The sequence below is a fragment of the Dietzia sp. UCD-THP genome (assembly GCF_000349585.1).
Lineage (GTDB): Bacteria > Actinomycetota > Actinomycetes > Mycobacteriales > Mycobacteriaceae > Dietzia > Dietzia natronolimnaea_A.
In genome coordinates, this window is sequence record NZ_AOSR01000043.1 from 21,045 (window position 1) to 39,927 (window position 18,883).

The following is an 18,883-nucleotide window of genomic DNA, read 5'->3' on the forward strand; positions in this document are numbered from 1 at the left end:
CGGCGATCAGGGGCGCAGGCCCCGCAGAAAAACGTCGATGAGCCAGTCGGTGAGCCCCGGGACCAGTTGATCCACGATCTCCGGGGTCGGGCGGGTGAGCAGACTGAGCCCCAGGTGGATCTGCAGGGTGCTCGCGTCGTGGCGGACCAGCCCGGCTGACCGCGCCGCGTCGACGACCGTGTCGATCGCGCCGAAGGTCTCCTCCCGCAGGTCGTGGATCGAGCGGGGCAGCGTGTCAGTGCTGAGACCACGGAACAGGTGCGGGAACAGGATGCCCAGTCGCAGCGCGGCGATGTCCCCGGCGAACCCGGTCCAGCCCGCGGCCGGGTCGGTCCCCATCTCCTCGAGCCTGCGCGCGCAGATGTCGCGGATCTGTGCGGCGATGTCCCGGGCGAGTCCCTCGATCAGGTCGTCGGGCGTGGGGAAGTGACGGTAGAGCGTGGCGATCCCGACTCCCGCCTCGGCGGCGACAGCACTGTAGGGCACCACGGAGTCGCTCGCGTAGAGGGTGCGTGCAGCCGCGAGGATCGCGTCCCTGTTGGCGCGGGCATCGGCACGGATGACTCTGTCCTCCTCGGATCAAGGCGACTCGATATTGCGTCGCGCTGAAACGGAGTATTACACTCCGTTTGATCCGGAGCACAGGGCTCCGTTTAGCACCTCTCGGAGGTCGAGATGAATGGTTCCCCGACACACAACACACCCGTCGACTCGCCCGCCCCGGGCACACCGGCCTCCGACGTCGCCACGTCGCCCGGTCCTGACGCGGACCAGGCCGCTGCCCAGCGGCGGAACCCGAAAATGCTCATCGGGATCGTGCTGGGCATCCCGGTCGTCATCTGCCTCATGCTGCTCGCCTTCGCCGCACCCGCGCTGAACTCCGGGCCCAAGGACCTCCCGGTAGCGGTGAGCGGTCCCGGCCCGGCGGTCGAGCAGATCACCACCATGATGAGCACGGCTCAGCCCGGCGCCATCGAGGCGCACACCTACGACTCCGCCGAGGCGGCCGCCGACGCCATCCGGAACCGCGAGGCCGTCGGCGGGATCGCCCTCGGCCCGGAGGGCGTCACCATCCAGATCGCCTCGGGCGCGGGCGCCCCGTACGCGCAGATGCTCCGCGGCATCGGCACCCAGATGGCCTCCGGCGGACAGCAGGTCACCTACGAGGACCTGGCGCCGTTGTCGGAGAAGGACGCCGCCGGCGCCAGCCTGACGATCCTCGCCCTGCCCCTCATCTTCGGCGGGATGGCCTCGGCCGCGGCGCTCGTGCTGGGCTACCGGGGACGGGTCACCGCGCGGGTCCTCGCCGCGCTGGGGATCGCCCTCCTGGGTGGGTTCGTCGCCACGGCGATCCTCCAGTTCGGCTTCGGCACCCTCGACGGGGACTACCTGGCCACCTCACTGACGGTCGCCGCCGGCATCGCCTCCATCTCACTGGTCGTGCTGGGCCTGGGACTCCTGCTCGGCCCGGCGGGGATCGGCCTGGGCGCCGTGCTCATGCTCTTCATCTCCAACCCGCTGTCGGGCATGGCCACCGGGCCGCTCTTCCTGCCGCAGCCCTGGGGCGCGATCGGCCAGTACCTCCCGCTCGGCGCGAGCGGCACCGCGCTGCGCTCGGTCGCCTACTTCGACGGTGCCGGCGCCACGCACGCCTGGATCGTGCTCGCCTGCTGGATGCTCGTCGGCATCGCGCTGGCCTACGCCGGCGCGCGCCGCACCCGCACCCGCGCCTGAGGAACGGCTCCGGCGGCGGGCCGGTCAGTGCCCGTCGCCGCCGTGCCCGTCGCCGCCGTGCCCCGCGGCGAACCGCCCCGGCGTCATCCCGGTCACCGCGGAGAAGTCGCGAATGAAGTGCGCCTGGTCCGCGTAGCCGAGCATCGCCCCCACCTCCGCCGCGCCCTCCTCGCCCGTCCGCAGGAGCTCGGCGGCCTCCTGGAGCCGACGCCGCTGGATCAGCCACTTCGGAGTCAACCCGAGCCGCCGGTGCACCAGCCGCTGCAGCGTGCGCTCGCTCATCCCGAACTCCTCGCACAGCTGGGCCACGCGCAACACCTCGCGATCCGTCTCGACGTACCGGACGAGCCGATTGACGATCTCCCCCTCCGCGTCCACCGGGAGGTATCCGCGCAGCACCGACGAGTAGGCGTCCATCGCCGCGAGGTGACTGCGCTCGGTGTGTGGATCGGGGTCCATCGCGGCCCGGACCTGTTCGGTCAGGGCCGAGCCCGACTCCCCCAGCACCTCTGTGAGGTCGACGAACCGGTCCGTGAAGTCGGAGACCGAGTCCGCGGGCCCCAGCCCCGGTTCGCCGGGCCCAGCCGGAGCCGAACCGCGCGCCAGCAGGTACCCGGCGGCCGGGGCGAGCATCACGCCCACCGCCCACCCGTCACCGGTCAGCGTGGTGGTGGACAGTCCCGACACCACGCCGTAGAAGCGCGCGTACCCGGGCGTGATGACGATCAGACACACCGGGTACTGCAGCACCTTCTGGAGCGCCTCCTCGCCGCGCGGGACCGACCACACCGGGATCCAGAACCGCTCGAGGAAGCCGGCGAACTCCGGCGGCGGGGCGTACCGGTACATCGCGTGCGAGGCGTCACCGGATTCCTTCAGGTGAGCACGCTCGATCGCGTCCATCCGCCGGCCGGAGGGGGACGGATCAGGGGCCTGCCCACTGTCGGATTTCATCAATCCCCGACACTGCCACAGGCCCTAGCGTTGCGGGCATGAACACCACAGCAGAGCGCTACGGCGCGGCCCGCGAGCCACTGACCGACCTCATCGAGACCGTCCCCGCCGCGTCGTGGTCGTCGTCGTCACCCTGCGAGGGGTGGACGGCGCGGGACATCGTGCGGCACATCATCGACACCCAGCGCGACTTCCTCGCCACCCACGGCGTGGACCTGGGAGAAGAACCGAATGTCCACGACGACCCCGCGCGGGCCTGGCGTGACCACGCCGGGCGCGTCCAGGCGAAGTTTGACGACACCGACAACGACGACACCGACGTGGCAGCGATCGCCTTCGAGGGATTCTTCGGCCCCACCACCGTCGGCGCCGCGCTCGAGCAGTTCTACATCTGGGACATGGTCGTCCACCGCTGGGACATCGCCCGCGCCACCGGGCTCGACGCGGGACTGACCGACGCCGAGATCGACGAGATGGAGCAGGGCGCGGACAGCTTCGGCGACGCGCTCTACATGGACGGGATCTGCCGCCCGGGCGTCACCGCTCCCTCCGGCGCCGGGCGTCTCGAGCAGGTCCTGGCCCGGCTGGGCCGGGTCGCCTGAGCGGGCGGAATGATGCACCCTCGGTGACCGCCGAACGTGCCGGGATGCCCGTGCCGTCTCGGCTTAGCCGGAGTGGATCTCGCGGAGTTCGTCGACCGTTTTGCCTGACGTCTCGGTGATGATGTCGAGGATGCGGGGATACCAGGGCGAATCGCTGCTCACCACCGAGACGTGGTCCTCGCCGTCGGCCAATGTCAGCCCACCGATCCCTCCGGCCTCCGTCACCGCGGCGATGTACCGCTCCGAGTTCGCGGGCGCCACCATCGTGTCCGCGGTGCCGTGGACGGCCACCACGGGGAGGTTCGTGTCGATGTTCTGGATCGGATCTACGGACGTATAGCGGTCCGGGACCTGCTCCGGCATGCCACCCAGGACCGCACTGCGGCACGCGCTACTCAAGCTTCCGCATGGTCTCCCGGCATCCCACGCTGGCAGCCCGACTACAGGTCGGTTCTCCGAGGCTGTGTCAGTGGACGGGCAGGCACCCAGTAAATTGTCAGCCGGCTGTCATCAGCAACTTGAAAGGATCCGACCCACTGACCACATGCGGCACTTTAAATTCCAAGAAGTTACTGCCCTAGAGCGAAGCCCGCGATGTCGAGCACTCTGGCCCGCGTATAGGGGCGCGAGGCTGGCCCTTCCGGAGAAAAGGCAACCGTCTCGCGAGTGGCGGCGATTCGATCGATTAATTCTTGATTCTCCGTGTAGATCCGCCCGAGCGTTTGTAGCGATCGGTCGGTGAAACTATTTAGGCTCCGTTGGTCTGCCGGGGGAACGATTCTTCTAAGCCCCTTTTTGAGATAGGTATCGAAGGCCGGGGTGTTTCCCCAGACCCCCAGCATGACCTTGGTGACTACCGTGGCGTGCTGGTGGCGGGCAGGGATTAGGGCTGTCCGAATGTCGTTGTATGCCGCGACCATCCGGTTCCGAGATTCAGCATCCGAGTAGTCGCCAAGGTCGATGTGTGCCACCAGGGGCGTGTGACGAGCAATCGCCTCAATAGTCTGGACGTAGTGCCGCGAGTGGGCGTTCTTGAATAGCCATGACGATCCCCGGAGCATCCCCCAGCTAGCGAGGTAATACCCGAGCTGGAGGCAACTCAACTCCATCTCAGCAGTCGGGTCATCGGTCGCTCCGAAGTAGTTGAAGCAATAGTCCCAACTCCACTCGCGCTTACCAGTGCGCCCACCATCGTCGTCGGCTGGAGTCGTGTAGGTGCTCAAAGCGGCGTCTACAAACTCCGACTCAATCTTGTACATCTGGCGAACCCTACGTGGGCACACCGACAGAAACCGCCGAACCACCACGCGAGGAACGGCCAGTAGCCCCGATAGGAACCCGCGGGGTGCAATTAATGCCCCGGATTATGACTGTCAAGGACCTTTGCGTTCTACCCGGTGACGGTCACCAGATCTGCCCGGTGATGGCCATGGGATCTGCCCAGGGGGCTGGCCATCTCCAGTCTCCGGATTGAACCTCCATGGACCTGTCGGAGGGGTCCGATCAAAGAAGTGGGACTGGCACCCATGTCCGCGCCGCCTAAGTTTGAGGCGTCGGGAGCCTGCGGAGGCCGCAGCGAAGACGCACGGAACCCAACGCCACATTCGGCTCCGGCCAATATGTTCGAATCGGCACTGGACTAACCTGCACCCATCACGCCACGTAGATCGTTCTCAGCTCTAGCGCCGCGGCGATGGCGTGACCTGCCGCGTTGATTTCGGACAGCGGAGTTGATGGTTTCTCTACGCTGCCGTTGCCGGCTGGAGGCCAGCGTAGTGCACCTCGTTCGGGCGCTTGTAGCCGAGCGCTGAATGGCGTCGTCGGGTGTTGTAGAACCCCTCGATGTAGCTGATGACGTCGCGCCTGGCCTGCCGCTTCGTGGCGTAGACGGTGCGGTGGACGCGTTCGTTCTTGAGCGCGGAGAAGAACGACTCTGCCATCGCGTTGTCCCAGCACACGCCCGTTCTGCCCATCGAGGAACGCATCCCCAGGTCCGTGACCAGCTTGCGGTAGTCGCCTGAGGTATAGACGCTGCCGCGGTCGGAATGGAAGATCGCCCGCGGCTCGATCACCGTCGTCGCGGCAGCGTTCTTCAGCGCCGTCTCAACGAGCTCGGTGCGCATGTGATCGGCGATCGACCAGCCCACGACCTTCTTGGAGTAGCAGTCGATCACCGTCGCCAGGTAGACGAACCCCTGCCACGTGTGGATGTACGTAATATCTCCGACGAACTTTACGCCGGCGCGATCGGCGGTGAAGTCGCGTTCCACCAGGTCAGGCATGTCGGCTGCAGCAGCGTCGTCAGCTTCAGTGGTGACCCGAAATGGCCTCGGCTGGCAGGCCACCAGGCCTTCGGAGCGCATGATCTGACGCACCAACTCCGGTGAGCACTCGGTGCCCTCGTCGACCAGGTCGGCGTGGATCCGCCGATACCCGTACGTGCCGTCGGTGGCGGCGAAGAAGTGCCTCACCCTGGCCGTCAGCGCCTGTCTGCGGGCCGCGGTGGCCGAGGTCGGGCGCGAGAGCCAGTTGTAGAACCCAGAGGTCGACACGGCCAGCCAGGCGCACATCTTGTAGAGCGGGTTGGTCTCGGACGGGTCGTTCCTGCAGGAGTCGATGTACTCGTATCGGCTCACGGTCGCTGCTCCCGCGCGAAGTAAGCCGCTGCTTTTTTCAGGAACGCCGTCTCAGCGCGAAGCTCGGAGTTCTCCCGCTCCAGCTCCTTGAGTCGCGCCCGCTCATCGAGCGTCACCTCGGTCTCCGTGCCGCCGTGGGTCTCGCGGTACTTGTTCAACCAGTTCCGCAATGTCTCGGGGCCCACGCCGTAGGCCACCGCGACGTCCTTGATCGTCTTCGAGGTCGTGATGACCTCCTGGCACAGCTCATCCTTGAACTCCTGGCTGAACCGCCTGCGTGATGCACTCACTGCTGGGTCTCATTTCGGTAGGTCCCTCACTTTAGGAGGGTCCACCGTCCGAGATCACCGCAGCAGGCCAGCGTCCAGGAACTCGCGATTGGTGAGGTACCACTCTTCCCCAACTTCGTTCTTGCGGTTCCTGCGACTGGGATCCCGCCGCGGATTGGTGTGCCCCGCTGACTTGAGCAGCCGCTGAAACGCACGCTCGACCTTCTCTACATCGCGCTCGCCCGTTGCAAATACCCGCACAGTCACGAGCGGTTCGGGGATATGGGTCCGGGCCCCTGACCGATGCGTCTGAATTCGCTGGGCCACATCCAGGGCTCGACCGACTTTGATCAGAGTGCGATCGTTATCATCGCTGAGCGGGTTATCGAGGTACCAGCCGTAGGAAAACGCGTAGATACCCGTGATGCCTGCCAGCTCGTCGAGTTGCCCCTCTTCCCGCTCCTCGTCTTCGACCTCGGCTTTTGCTTCCTCAGCGGGGTCTAGTTCCTCTATCGCCAATGCGACTCTGGCACGGTTGCTGGTCAGCAGTTCCAACGCTTCGGGCGAGAGCACTCCTCTCGCCCTCTTTAACAGCCCGTTGAGCGCAGACGCGACAGCCTTCAGCATCGAAGGCCCCGCCGGCGTCTTGCCGTCCAGAGCCGCAGCGATCATCGCCTGGTACTGGTAAACGAATCCTGGCGTGTCTACGTTCAGTCGGTCGGCGATACCTCGGGCGTCAAGACCTTCCGCAGAGAGGTTGTAAACGTCGCCGATTCGGGTCTCCTGGCTGGCGATGAACTCAGCCAGTTCCTCGCGGGGCGAAATCGGCTCACTCGCGAAGCCCTCTGCGTTCGTTATGTCTTCCACGTGCCCATAGTGCCCGTCACCGACCTTGTAGGCACCGCCTTCGAGCGATGCCGTTGGAACTTGCACATGCCGCCGGCAAAGCGAGGTTGATCAGCTCAACGATGCCGTCGCCGGCCTGCCCCAGCCGATCCGCATTGCGCCTGTCGGACCGGTCATGGACTGGGACAGCGCCGAGCGCACCGACGGCGATTGGGTCGTGTGGTGGTCCCGACTCGACGACCGCTATCAAGTCGAAGTCACTCGCGACCCCGACAGCACCACCCGGGCGAATTTGACGATCTACGACCACGCAGACAACAACATCGAGGTTCGTACCGAGCAGGTCAATCTGGCGTACGGTGCCGTCTTCGGGCCAGATACCGGCGATGTCGACAAGTGGACGGCTATCGCCTTGGGAGTCGTGAGCTGCCCGCGCTGTTGGGGGCTCGGCGCTGGCCGGTGTTCGTGCTGCCGGCCAGCGCCGAGCCTTTCGCTAGCGAGCTACCCGGTACGGCTCGAGGCGTCTGCGCTGACCTGTAGAAGTGCTCGGAAGACCGTTGACTGCGTTCTCCACCAGTTGGCCGAAGAGCATGAAGTCGGCGTGTAGAGCCTCGTCGAAGACTGCCGCGGCATCCGCTATGGCGTCAGCCGGGAAGTCTTCGGCACCGTCTTGCACCCACATCTGTTCGAGTGGCCTGTACGGCGTGATGCTCTGGATGAGAAGGTGGCCGTCGTCCCTGTCGTAGCTAGACGGCTGACTCGCTCCGGGAGGCACGACCCCGGTAGCAGGGTCGATGAAGCTGCGATGCCAGCGCTGAACGAAGTTCACGAACCTCCCGAATGCCAACGGCTCTTCGATCCGTCCCTTCTCCAGGTACCAGGTGACAAGCGAATTCGAGTCAGGTGCTTGATGAAGATCGCGATGATGGGGATCGACTCGTTCGTCAGATGGCTCGTGCGGCACGGCACGGTGCCGCGATGGCCGCCCGTCAATGGATGGCTCCCACTGGGCGGGCTCGTCGATTCCCGCAGTCTCGAGTGCTCTAGTAGCCGCGGACTCGATCGCGTGCCGTAGTGGCGCCCCGAACCTGTTGTGAAACGCCCGATACTCTGTCCGCTTGCGACCCGGCGCCAGAAGTGGCCCCAAAGCCGTGAAGCGCGCATCGCTTCCGGTCAGTGTTTCCCACAGCCGTACGGACACGAACTGCCGCGTCGTCTCCGTCGTCGCTACGCCCAGTTGGGTGAGCTCCCGGTCGAGGTCAGCGTCGAGCGCTGGCGGTCGCCGAAAGACCCATCTCCGCTGGTCATAGTCGATCGGCGGAGGCGAGCATGCGAGCACGTCCCAGTATTGATCCAGCAGAGTCAGAGTGTGGTCAAGCAGATCGTCCTCGGCCAAACGTTGCAGGTGGGCGCTGACGGTTCGAGCGCTCGAAGACGACAACTGGAATTGTGCCGCGAGCTCAAACCATCTGGTGTGCGTGCCCATGCGCGCCAAGATCAACGAACTGCTGACCGCTTGGGCCCCAGTGTCCTTCTGCGCCAGACGCGGCAGGGTCACCGTAATTGAAGACCAGAGTGATTGAGGCAGATGCTTTGGCTCCAGATTTCGCAAGGATGACTCTGCGGCGGGCCAGGCGACGGGAGCGCCAAGACGTCTCGGCTTGCGCGGCACCAGGCTGTACATGCGGTTGGACAGCCGATCGGCGACCTTCATCGTGTCGCGGTCTCGCGTGAGCGTGATTGCGGTGGCCAGTGCACTGTCTGAGCGATCCTGCTGGCGGATGAAGGCCCTGGTGAATGGTGCGCCGTGGGCCGGCGGCGAATGCTTGAGGTCCTCGTAGCGCTCCAGGGCTTGAGCCGCGGCCTCGAGATGGGGCGCACTGAGGATGTCGGCTGCAGCAGCCAACTGCACCCCGTACTGAGCCGCACTGAGATGTGCGGCAAATATCGGTCCCGGACCAGCGGCGTGTTCGGAAAGCCGGTATCCCGTACCCGCGCTGATTCTGCGCCCGGGTGTGAGATGGGCGGCTACAGCGTCTGCGAGGTCCACTTGCCACATCGATAGCCAGTTCACGATGCGCACGAGCGCATTGAGAACCACCGTCGCTGGAACCGAAAGACCACAGGCCGTGAGCTGTTCACCGGACACCAGCGCGGTGAGGACGTGGTCGACCATCCGTTGAGCGGCTATGACCGGGTGCCCGTGGTCGAGACCGCGCGCCGCTGCGCTGGTCAGATCTGTCCCGCACCGCGCCGGACGGCCGGGGCGTTTCGCATCCTCGCTGAGTACCTTCGGGTGCTGACAGCGATTCGCATCAGCTGGCACTGCAGTCAGACGCCTCTCCCCGGAGTGCGGTACTCGCCCGCACTCCGGGCAGGCGTCGACCAGAAGCACCAGGTGTTTCGTGCACGCCACGGCCGTTGGCAGATACCAACGCAGCTTCCACGCGCCGTCTCGGCCAACTAGACAGGCTGGGCAGTACCGGGCTCCGGAGCGCCGTAGACGCTGGTCTCGCCGATGCCCCTGCCGTTGGTAGGCCTCGGGGTTGATCCAACTCTCGGCGATCGCAGCCTCAGAGGGGATGCTCCGGAAGGTGGCCGACCGCAGCGACTCTGCGCCGATGCTTAGAGCGTGCCCGATCCTGGCCCAGTCGATTTCGGGGCCCGACAGCAGGTCGTATGGCCCCTGAGGCGCCTTCTCTCCGTACGCGCGAAGCAACTCGCTGACCGAAAGGGAGTTGTCGCCAGCGACTAACTCAAGGAAGCTCTGCAGGTCCTGGCCAGGTCGCATCGTGCGCGTGACAGCCAGGGGTGCTCTGGGGAACTCATGCTCCACGACGTTTCCCCTTTGCTGCCTTGCCCTTCCGGGCGCGTTGTTCTCCGGCAGCGGCTCTGCGTGCTGCGACGGCTCCGATGTCAAGTGGGGTCTGATTGATCACGCCTTCATCAATCCGCTCTGCACCGCTGACGATCGCAATGGCGGCGGCGCGTTTGAGTAACTCAGTCAGCGAACCCACGCTGCCGGTGGTGCATTCATAAAGCAGGTCAGCATTACTAGCCAAGTAGCCGTACTCGTGATTGCACAGCGCGAGTTGAGACTCCAACGTCGCGACCAGACTCTTCCACTCTTTTTGTCCCTCCTTATCGGAGAGGGAGATCCGGTCACCGCGAACCAGGGTCCACCGCCGGGCGGTCTGGTCGATCCGGCCGCGGGTTCTCCTGCCGCTGGTGTCGTAGAGACCCTTGTCGGCCAAGTCGACGCCGGCGTACACACAAGTGCCGGCGAAGTCGTCAAGTATCCGCTTGAGATGGTCAGTCAAGGCCTGCCCATCGCGGCTACCGGCGTTGAGGCAATGCAGGTCATCAACTATCAGCAGTTCTGTTTCAGCCTTCTCTAGTGCCCCCATCGCGGCCGCTGTCCACCTCTCAGTGGTGAGATTCAGCCCCTCGGGGACCCCGAGGAACGTCGCAATCGACCGCGAGAACGCTTTGATCGAGGGACTTCCGCTCAAGCCGATCCGGGCGGTCGGTATGCGGTGCGAGCCAGTGGCGGTTCTGTCACCGTTGAGGCGGCGGGAGCGCCGGTCCACAGCTCGAGCCACGTGGTTGATCGCCGTTGTCTTGCCGACCGTCGGCGCACCGTCAATGACGACCGCGTTGCGTGCTGCGTACCCACCGACCGGATTCGTCGCTCGAACCAACTGAACTACCTGGCGGATTTCTATAAGAAATGCGGTCTCCACCGGCGTCATGAACGTGTGGTAGCGGATCCGCGACTCTTGATACTCCGCCAGCGCGTCCTCCTCCATATCCGCGAGTTCTGGGGCCGTCTTGATGTCCGGCCGTTGCAGATACGGTGTGTCGCAGAAGGCTTGCCACCCCTGCCAACTTCTGCGCGAGATCTCAGTAGTCATAGCCCAAGTCCCGTCCAGTCATCATCCGACTCATCGCTGTCTTCGGAGATCGCCAGAAGTACGACATCGTCGAAATCTGCGTCCGGATCATCGAGATCGTCTTCGAACGCGTCCTCAAATGCTGGCCGCTGATCGTCCGGTTTCGCTTCGGCCCACGCGCGATCGGCGGCAGCGAGCTTGTCCAGCACGCTGGGCAACCGGGAATCGTCTTCGTAAATGCGCGAGCGCAGCTTGCGGTCCTTGCCCATCGCTTTCAGTGCTGCGTCGACGAATTCCCGTTCGTGGTGCCATCGATCGGGCAGGTCCTCGGCTCCGATGGTGCGGACCATCTGCATCGTGGCGTCGCTGAACGGTGCGTCGAGACCATGTGCTTCCGTCCACCACAATATGTGGATCTCATTGGTCTCGGGATCTTGGAAGTAGATTTTGCGGATGTCCTGCGGGTCAACAGCGAAACGGAACTTCTCCGCCCGGTTGACACGGGGCTCTGTCGACCGGCGATGACGGTAGGCGTCCAGAGCTGGGCCGTCGTAGATGCGGTGGTCGTGCTGCACTCCGTAGTGCTGAATCGTTCTGGCGACCTTGGGCAGGAACTTGAACCAGTCGTCGGGCCTGACCAGCAACTGCGGCAGCCCATGCACGGCAATCGATGCGGAATACATTTCTGCCGGTGACATCTCCCGCTGATGCAGCCCGGGGAAGGTCAGTCGGCTCTGCGCGTTGTGGTGGTACACCTCGCACACCCATCGGCGCAGGACTATATCGAGTTGGTCAATAGTCAGTAGCTGTTCCTTGTCGACGTCCAGTCCGCGCTGGGTTGGGTCACTGCCGACATAACCGGGCAGACGTGAGAACAGGCTGTCGTTGGCGGTGCGGAAGAATCGCTCCAGCGTTGCCTTATCGGTCGGTTTGTACGGCTGAGCTGCGTACACAGAGATGCCTAGGCCCTCGCACACCGACACCACGTGCTCAGAGACGTACGGCTTTCCTCGATCGGTGAGGATCGCCTCGGGGCCCACGTACGGCATGCCCCACACCTGCCCCTGTGGCACCGAGATTTGCTGTGGGATTCCGTGGAATCGCCATGATGACTCGATCGGGGTGCCTTCGGGTGCAGGCATCGGGGTACATGCCTGCATGATGACGTGACCCACGTCGACACGATCGGTGGCCGGGCTTACCTGAACTCCGACGATTGCTCGGGTGTAGTAGTCCTGCGCAACCGAGATTTCGACCCGCGTGACGAGGTCTTTGTGCAACCTGGACCCTGGCATCACGACGAGAATGTCCACCCGGTGCGAGTCCAGCACCACCAATTGCCCTGGCCGGGTGATGTCCAATCGCCCATGTTCGGTCTTTGGGGAGTTGGCCACCGACTCACGTCGTTTGGTGCCAGCAAAGGTTGCTGCGCCCTTCGCGCATTCCTCAAGCCTTCGATACTGGGACCGCTGACTGGGCAGTTCGGCTGAGTCACCGAGCTCCCAGAGAAACAGCTCATTGATCTCCTCGAGCAGCAGTTTGCGGCTTCGTGTGGTGTCTCGCACGTGGTTGGCAAGGACCTCGCGGGCAATCTCGCTCCATCGTTGATCGGTTCGGATGAGGCGCCGCCGCTTGAGGTTGCCGGAAACGAGGCCATCGGTCCCTTTTTCGCGGTAAGTCTTCAGCAGTCGGTATACCGTCCGCGTGGATTTTCCTCGGGCAGATGCGATCGCCTCGACACGTTCTTCAAGTGAGGCGGGGGCGCTCGTATCGTCGAGCGGATCGATAATCCACGACAACTCACGTACTAGCGTCTCGAGCTTGGTTCGCTCGTTGGCGGTGAGTAGATCCAGACCCGTCACCATCGAGCTTTGCTGCACTGGGTGGACTTGCTCGACAACCGTGAGGAACTCGACGATCCCGATCGTTGACATCCTGTTGGAGACGACTGTCCGCAGAACTATGTCGGTGCCGGTAATCTCCACGATCGTCACCAGCTCCCCGCGGACTTTTACCGTCATATTCACTGCAGGTACCCACGTGGTGCTCATCAGGCCACCGCCTCATCCGCATCGGCGCCACGTGCGTGAAGCACGGTGTCCAGGCGAAGCTTCGTGGACCAGTCCAGGCTGATATGTCCATGCCACGCCAAATGAAGTGCGGCGGGGATGATACGAGGTCGATCCACCTGGGGCGGGAGGTCGCTGAGCAACTGGCGGATCGATACTCCATACGCGGGGATTGATTCCAGAACGATGTCCAAGTCCTCGGGCGCCACGAGCCGTGGGTTGCGGTAGCCAGCCGCATGACGAAGCGTGCGTAGCTGCACCGGGTCATCACCCGTCCATAGTCGGTAGCGCCAGCCGCGCAAGAGGCAGACATGCCGCAGCCAGCCGGTCGCCTCTTGGACACGGTCCGTCATCGCCCTTTTCGGGGTGGACACATCGACCAACTCGACCGACCCGTCGGCGTAGGCCAGCAGATAGTCCGGAATCCGGACGCGTTCACGTTCGCTGACCAGATCCGGGCCTGTCAGCGCCATGGGTTGGGAAGAAATGTGCACGACCTCGGGGTCTGAATCTGCCGTGAGGAGGAATGCCCGCTCGTGCAGTGATTCAAATCCGACGAGGGACCGCGTGGTTGATGACCACCACAGCCCGTCGTAGTGCTTGCGGCCCTTGTAGGCGCGAAAAGTGCGGGCTGGACGCGCATCAGCGACGTCATGCCAGGTCACTTCTGCCAAGTTCACCTCACGGACAGATCGATCGCTTTGATGCAGCTGAGCGATCACACCCTCGAGAGAGGTGATTCTCAAGGTCTTCGCGCGGAGCGTTGCGCTGTCGAGATTCTGGTCGCCATTGACCGGCGTCTGGGAATGCGTCATTATGACGGGGACTCCTTCAGGAGAAAAGATGAGAGTGAAGCCTGAGCGCTTCGCGTGATCACGAGCCGGGTTGCCGCCCGGCTCGTGGCGATTTCGCTGCAGGTGTCACCAAGCCAACTCGCTGGCACAGACCAGTTAGCGACTTGGTGTGCTGAGGAATTTCGATGCGCGCCCCGACGCGATTCGGCTAGGGCCCGTCTGGCCGCTCCGGGGGTTCCGAGATACCGAGGTACTCCGCAAGCGCCAGCGACGCGACGGAAGACAGAGCCCGGTGGTCTCGGCGCGCGGCGCTGTACAGCTCGCGCGCTACCCAACCGGGTATGGAGAGATGGACACTGACGGCGGTGTGGTCGTCAACTGTCCTGGCGATGCGCCGAGGGGCGCCAAGTCTGGCCGTAGGAAGGCTCGACATATCGGAATAACCGCCGTGCCCGACCGAGATCGACTCACGGTGCCACTGCTAGTGGCTCGGTCGACCTCCTTCCGTAGTGTCGGGGCCCCTTCTGGCTGCGTACTCCGATGCTCTTGAGGCAACCACATCACCGCGTACTGGTCAAGGTTTCACAGCATTGCGCAATGCTGTCCATCAACAGGCGTTGCGTGTCCGCGGACGCTCGCCGCTGCACTAGGCCACAATGTTGGCCATGTCATCGTTTGCTCAGGTCATCGACGCGTTCCGCCAAGCTCCGAATACGGTCGAGATGGGGACGAAGTTCGAGCAACTGATGGTGCGCTACTTCGAACTCGATCCGACCCTGTCACGCGAATATGACGCGGTGTGGCGCTGGATGGATTGGCCCGGACGAGATGGCAAGGCAGACATGGGAATCGACCTGGTCGCCCGCGTGCGTGACACACATGAGTACGCCGCCATCCAGTGCAAGTTCTACGCACCGGACCACCACCTGTCCAAGGCGAACATCGACTCATTCTTGGCAGAGTCGGGCAAGGCACCGTTCACGCGGCGGATCATCATCTCCACGACTAACAAGTGGGGCAAGAACGCACTTGCAGCACTCGAGGGGCTGCAGGTGTCGGTGCAGCGGATCGGGACCGAGCATCTCGAGGCCGCCCCGATCGATTGGGACATCGCCTGGCCCAAGGGTGAGCTCTCGATCGACTTGTCCCCGTCAACGCCGCATGAGCTTCGACCGCACCAGCAGACGGCGGTGGACAAGGTGTTCACCGGCTTCGACGAGGGCAACGACCGAGGCAAGCTCGTCATGGCCTGCGGTACTGGCAAGACCTTCACGGCCCTGAAAATCGCTGAGCGCACCGCAGCCGGCAATGGAGGCCGAGCCAGGATACTTTTCGCGGTCCCGTCGATCTCACTGCTGTCACAGACACTGCGGGAGTGGTCAGCCCAGTGCCAGCTCGACATGCGCTCGTTCGCCGTCTGCTCAGACAACAAGGTCTCCCGCGCTGCGGAGGACTACGCCACCGAGGACGTGGCCATCCCAGTGACCACCGACCCTGCTGTACTGGCCGAAAGGATGGGTAAAGGCAAACGCGCCGCCGGATTGACCGTCGTCTTCACCACCTACCAGTCCCTCCCAGCCGTCGCGGCTGCACAGTCCGAGCACGGGGTCGATCCATTCGATCTGGTGATTTGCGACGAAGCGCACCGCACGACCGGCGTCACCCTTGCCGGCGACGACCCGTCGAACTTCACCCGAGTCCACGACGCAGACTTCCTCAGAGCCCACCGCAGGCTCTACATGACGGCGACACCGCGACTGTTCGACGACACCACCAAAGCCAAGGCCGAGGAGCACTCTGCGGAGATCTCCTCCATGGACGACCTCGAGATCTTCGGCCCCGAGTTCCACCGTCTCGGATTCGGAGAGGCGGTCGACAAGGGTCTGCTCACCGACTACAAAGTGCTCGTGCTGACCGTGGACGAATCGGTGATGGCACCACGGATGCAGGATCAGTTCGCCGTCGACGGGGAACTCTCCCTGGACGACGCCTCAAAGATCGTGGGCTGCTGGAATGGCCTGGCCAAACGTGCCGGCGCCACCGCCTCGGGAGATTCCTTTCCGCCCGGTGCGCAGCCGATGAAGCGGGCCGTCGCGTTCGCAAAAGACATCGCCTCGTCGAAACAGATCGAAGCGATGTTCCCCGCCGTCGTGGACGCCTACCAGGACTTGCTCGACGACGCCGAGGACGACGGTCGCGAGATCCTGGAGACGAACCGCAATCTGAGCTGTCACGTCCACCACGTCGACGGCACCTACAACGCGATGCGCCGCAATGAGGAGCTGTCCTGGCTCAAAGCGCCCGTCGCCGACGACGAGTGTCGCATCCTGACCAACGCCCGCTGTCTCTCCGAAGGCGTCGACGTCCCCGCGTTGGATGCGGTGCTGTTCCTGCATCCGCGCAACTCGGTGGTCGACGTCGTCCAGTCCGTTGGCCGCGTGATGCGCAAGTCCGCCGGCAAGGACTACGGCTACATCATCCTTCCCGTCGCCGTCCCCGCAGACACCCCACCCTCCCAGGCATTGGCAGACAACAAACGGTTCAAGACCGTGTGGCAGGTCCTCAACGCTCTGCGCGCCCACGACGAACGTTTCAACGCGATGGTCAACTCCATTGCCCTCAACACCAGCAACGCCGACAAGGAGCTCGGCAAGGGCACCTCCCAACTCCTCGCTGGAAACGTGTCCGCTCCTAGCGATTACCTCGAGGGTGACGAGTCACCAGAGGCAGAGAAGAAGAAGGACGACGACAAAGCCGCCGCGACGCAGATGGCGCTGTTCTCCCTGTCCGAATGGCAGGAAGCCATCTACACCCGCATCGTCGACAAGGTCGGCACCCGCACCTACTGGGAGGACTGGGCCTCAGACGTCTCCGACATCTCCGCCCGGCTCATCGCCAGAATCAACGCCATCCTCGACGCCGCCGACCCGGCTCTAACCCATCGGTTCGACGAATTCGTCCAAGGACTCAAAGACAACCTCAATGATTCCATCGGCCGCGAAGACGCCGTGTCGATGCTGGCCCAGCACCTAATTACCAAACCCGTCTTCGACGCCCTCTTCGAAGGCCACGACTTCGCCGCCCACAACCCCGTCTCCCGCGTCATGCAGACCATGGTCGATGCACTGTCCGGCAGCGGCCTGGATTCAGAAACCAACTCGCTCGAAAAGTTCTACGCCTCCGTCCGCGTGCGCGCCTCCGAAGTGTCCTCTGCCGAGGGCAAGCAGCAGGTCATCGCCGAACTTTACGAGCGATTCTTCAAGCTCGGCTTCGCCAAACAAGCCGACGCTCTTGGCATTGTCTACACCCCAGTACAGATCGTCGACTTCATCCTGCGGGCCGCCGACCACGCGTCCCGCGAAGCCTTCGGCCGTGGCCTGACCGACGAAGGCGTGCACATTCTCGACGGGTTTACCGGTACAGGCACCTTCATGACCCGCCTCCTTCAGTCCGGACTCATTCACCCCGACGACCTCGCCCGCAAGTACGCCAGCGAGCTGCATGCCAATGAGCTGATGCTGCTCGCGTACTACATCGCGGCGGTGAACATCGAGACCACCTACCACGCCCTGACCGGCGCCCACATTGACGACTACGAGCCGTTCCCCGGCATCGTCCTGGCCGATACTTTCCAGATCTCCGAAGCCGACGACGGACTGGACCTGCAGATATTCCCAGCGAACAACGACCGCATCACTCGCCAGCTCAACACCACGATCAACGTCATCATCGGCAACCCGCCATATTCCGTCGGTCAGGGCTCGGCCAACGACCTCAATGCCAACCTGTCCTACCCCACCATTGACGACCGGATCGCCGACACCTACGCAAAACTCTCCACTGCCGCGAACAAGAACAGCCTGTACGACTCGTATTTGCGCGCCTTCCGTTGGGCAACTGACCGCATCGGCAACAAAGGCATCGTCGCGTTCGTGGCCAACGGGGGGTGGATCGACGGCAACACCGCCGACGGCATCCGGCTTTCCATGACTGCCGATTACAGCCGTCTCTACCTGTACAACCTCCGTGGGAATCAACGCACCGCTGGCGAGGTGTCTCGGAAGGAAGGTGGGAAAGTCTTCGGTGGCGGTAGCCGCAACACCATCGCGATCTGGATCGGGGTGAAAGACCCCGCCCACACCGGCCCCTGCCAGATTTTCTACCGCGACATTGGCGACTACCTGTCTCGCGACGAGAAGCTTGCCACCATTGACACCGCCACCCTGGAGAACCTCGACTGGCAAACCGTGACCCCCAACGCCCATGGCGACTGGATCGGCCAACGTGACGACACTTACGGCACCTGGCCCGTCCTCGGGACCAAGAAAACCGGTGATTCTGCGGTTCGCTACTTTCACACATACTCTCGAGGTCTCGAAACCACTCGAGATCCATGGGTGTACAACTACTCGCGCGAACGACTCGAAGATCAGATGCGAACTCTCATCGCAAACTACAACCAGGCCGCCGCCGACTTCGCCACTTACAAACAGAAGCAGGGATTGACCAAGGCAAACGAAAAGACCGTCAACTCCTTTCTCGCCGCGCACCCCGAGCACGCCAAAGAAACAACCATCAAGTGGTCCTCAAGCCTCAAGTCTCGTGCTGCACGAGGAGAGCGCGCGCAGTTCGATCGGGACCGAATCGTTGATGCTCTCTATAGGCCGTTCAGTCGCCAATATGCGTACTTTGACGCCATGTTCAATCATCGACGAGGCGAACTCGCGTCGATGTTCCCCACCCCGCACCACCACAACATCGGCTTTTACGCGGTAGGTGCCGGCAGCGACAAACCATTCAGTGTGCTCATGTCCGACAGGGTCGTCGACCTTGCCCTCTGGGGATCCAGCAGCGGTCAGTTCTTCCCTCGGTGGACGTATGTGCCCGCCGAGGCATCCGATGGCGGGTTCGACCTGGCCGAACACGGGATAGTGGATGAGTTTGGGTATCGGCGGGTGAACAACATCACCGACGACATCGCGACCGTGTACGCCGAAGCGCTCGCCGGGCCGGTCGACAAAGACGACATCTTCTACTTTGTCTACGCTCAACTCCACGACCCCGATTACCGGCTCTTCGCATCTGA

Annotated in this window: 13 protein-coding genes and 1 pseudogene; 3 read left to right on the forward strand and 11 right to left on the reverse strand. The window is 63.6% G+C overall.

Annotation, left to right across the window (positions count from 1 at the left end):
* Positions 1–6: 6 nt before the first annotated feature.
* Entirely contained in the window at positions 7–561 is a 555-nt protein-coding gene (locus H483_RS25070; RefSeq protein ID WP_031264621.1) for a TetR/AcrR family transcriptional regulator, read from the reverse strand.
* A gap of 114 nt (positions 562–675) precedes the next feature.
* Here H483_RS25070 and H483_RS25075 point away from each other — a divergent pair, with 114 nt between their 5' ends.
* On the forward strand, positions 676–1,734 hold the full coding sequence (locus tag H483_RS25075; protein ID WP_017836030.1) for an ABC transporter permease: 1,059 nt from the start codon (positions 676–678) through the stop codon (positions 1,732–1,734).
* Positions 1,735–1,758: 24 nt separating this feature from the next.
* On the opposite strand, the gene H483_RS25080 is transcribed toward H483_RS25075, so the two are convergent.
* Entirely contained in the window at positions 1,759–2,688 is a 930-nt protein-coding gene (locus H483_RS25080) for an AraC family transcriptional regulator (RefSeq protein WP_042329084.1), read from the reverse strand.
* 38 nt (positions 2,689–2,726) lie between these two features.
* On the opposite strand from H483_RS25080, the gene H483_RS25085 reads away from it, so the two are divergent.
* Positions 2,727–3,290, forward strand: coding sequence for a TIGR03086 family metal-binding protein (locus tag H483_RS25085; RefSeq protein WP_017836032.1), 564 nt, complete (start codon positions 2,727–2,729; stop codon positions 3,288–3,290).
* Between the two features lie 63 nt (positions 3,291–3,353).
* On the opposite strand, the gene H483_RS25090 is transcribed toward H483_RS25085, so the two are convergent.
* The 9 genes and pseudogenes from H483_RS25090 to H483_RS0119170 all read right to left on the reverse strand — a co-directional run bounded on the left by H483_RS25090 (position 3,354) and on the right by H483_RS0119170 (position 13,818).
* Positions 3,354–3,689, reverse strand: a complete 336-nt coding sequence (locus tag H483_RS25090) for an alpha/beta hydrolase family protein (RefSeq protein ID WP_371204019.1) — start codon at positions 3,687–3,689, stop codon at positions 3,354–3,356.
* Between the two features lie 170 nt (positions 3,690–3,859).
* Positions 3,860–4,549, reverse strand: coding sequence for a hypothetical protein (locus H483_RS38105; RefSeq protein WP_017836034.1), 690 nt, complete (start codon positions 4,547–4,549; stop codon positions 3,860–3,862).
* A 483-nt stretch (positions 4,550–5,032) separates the two neighbouring features.
* Positions 5,033–6,216, reverse strand: a protein-coding gene (locus H483_RS25095) for an IS3 family transposase (RefSeq protein ID WP_152427882.1) whose coding sequence is annotated in 2 segments (ribosomal slippage) — positions 5,033–5,952 and positions 5,952–6,216 — 1,185 coding nt in all. Because the reading frame shifts where the segments join, the coding sequence is not laid out codon by codon here.
* Between the two features lie 54 nt (positions 6,217–6,270).
* Positions 6,271–7,062: a GIY-YIG nuclease family protein gene (locus tag H483_RS25105; protein ID WP_017836037.1), complete on the reverse strand. Its 792-nt coding sequence runs from the start codon at positions 7,060–7,062 to the stop codon at positions 6,271–6,273.
* A 472-nt stretch (positions 7,063–7,534) separates the two neighbouring features.
* Positions 7,535–9,217, reverse strand: coding sequence for a hypothetical protein (locus H483_RS38460; protein ID WP_238556237.1), 1,683 nt, complete (start codon positions 9,215–9,217; stop codon positions 7,535–7,537).
* Between the two features lie 222 nt (positions 9,218–9,439).
* A pseudogene (locus tag H483_RS40520) lies at positions 9,440–9,832 on the reverse strand (TniQ family protein); the annotation flags it as partial.
* A 34-nt stretch (positions 9,833–9,866) separates the two neighbouring features.
* Entirely contained in the window at positions 9,867–10,955 is a 1,089-nt protein-coding gene (locus tag H483_RS25115; RefSeq protein WP_017836039.1) for a TniB family NTP-binding protein, read from the reverse strand.
* The gene (locus H483_RS25120) at positions 10,952–12,985 is read right to left on the reverse strand and encodes a Mu transposase C-terminal domain-containing protein (protein ID WP_017836040.1); all 2,034 of its coding nucleotides are present in this window, start codon (positions 12,983–12,985) and stop codon (positions 10,952–10,954) included. The genes H483_RS25115 and H483_RS25120 overlap by 4 nt, the downstream gene beginning before the upstream one ends.
* Positions 12,985–13,818 carry a TnsA-like heteromeric transposase endonuclease subunit gene (locus tag H483_RS0119170; RefSeq protein WP_017836041.1) on the reverse strand — a complete coding sequence of 278 codons (834 nt, stop codon included), beginning with the start codon at positions 13,816–13,818 and terminating at the stop codon, positions 12,985–12,987. The genes H483_RS25120 and H483_RS0119170 overlap by 1 nt, the downstream gene beginning before the upstream one ends.
* A gap of 644 nt (positions 13,819–14,462) precedes the next feature.
* Here H483_RS0119170 and H483_RS25125 point away from each other — a divergent pair.
* Positions 14,463–18,883, forward strand: a 4,421-nt coding sequence (locus tag H483_RS25125) for a type ISP restriction/modification enzyme (protein ID WP_042329105.1), incomplete at its 3' end; no start/stop codon positions are given.